The following is an 849-nucleotide window of genomic DNA, read 5'->3' as shown; positions in this document are numbered from 1 at the left end:
CAGCATCTTTTATCGCCTATTTCAAGAATTCCCTAGTATCTTCTTTGAACTCATTGGTAATTCTCCTGAAGAAGCTAATAACTATCAATTTTCCTCAATTGAAGTTAAACAAACGTCCTTCAGACTTGATGGTGTTTTTCTACCTATACAAACAGTAGAAAACCCAATTTATTTTGTAGAAGTGCAATTTCAAGCCGATGGTGAAATTTATTCCCGACTGTTTGCGGAAGTCTGTTTGTACCTCCGACAAAATCAACCCCAAAATGATTGGGGTGCTGTGGTGCTATACCCAACCAGGAGTATAGATATAAGTAGTATTAAACATTACCAGGAGTTTTTCGCAAGTCAGCGAGTTAGAAGGATTTATCTGGATGAATTAGGTGAATCTACGTCGTTACCCATTGGCATTGCTACTATTAAATTAATCATTGCTAATAAAGATCAGGCGAACTGACAAGTCAGCGCTTGCGCTATCGCACAAGGTAAAGAGTTAATCGACAGAAGCAAACAAGAAATTAACTCACAGCGTCAACAACAGCAATTATTACAATTAATAGAGACAATCTTGGTTTACAAATTACCCCAAATGAGCAGGAAGGAGATAGAAGCCATGTTTGGATTAAGCGAGTTAAAGCAAACCAGATTTTATCAGGAAGCCTTTCAAGAAGGCAAGGAAGAAGGCAAGGAAGAAGGAGAACGCAAAGGTGAACGCAAAGGTGAACGCAAAGGTGAATTAAAAGCAGTTCCACCAATGTTAGCCGCAGGATTGACTGTAGAACAAATAGCCGAGGCTTTAGAACTGAGTGTAGAGGATGTCAGACAGACTACACAAAAACCTGATAACGACGA

Annotated in this window: 1 pseudogene; it reads left to right on the top strand. The window is 39.2% G+C overall.

Going from position 1 to position 849, the window contains the following annotated elements:
* Positions 1-849 (top strand): annotated as a pseudogene (locus VB654_RS17905) (Rpn family recombination-promoting nuclease/putative transposase); the annotation flags it as partial.

Origin of the sequence: Nodularia sp. UHCC 0506 (assembly GCF_034931045.1) — a bacterium.
In the GTDB taxonomy this organism is placed as follows: Bacteria; Cyanobacteriota; Cyanobacteriia; order Cyanobacteriales; family Nostocaceae; genus Nodularia.
The sequence above is the reverse complement of the archived record's forward strand: the minus strand, read 5'-3'. Positions and strand labels throughout refer to the sequence as shown.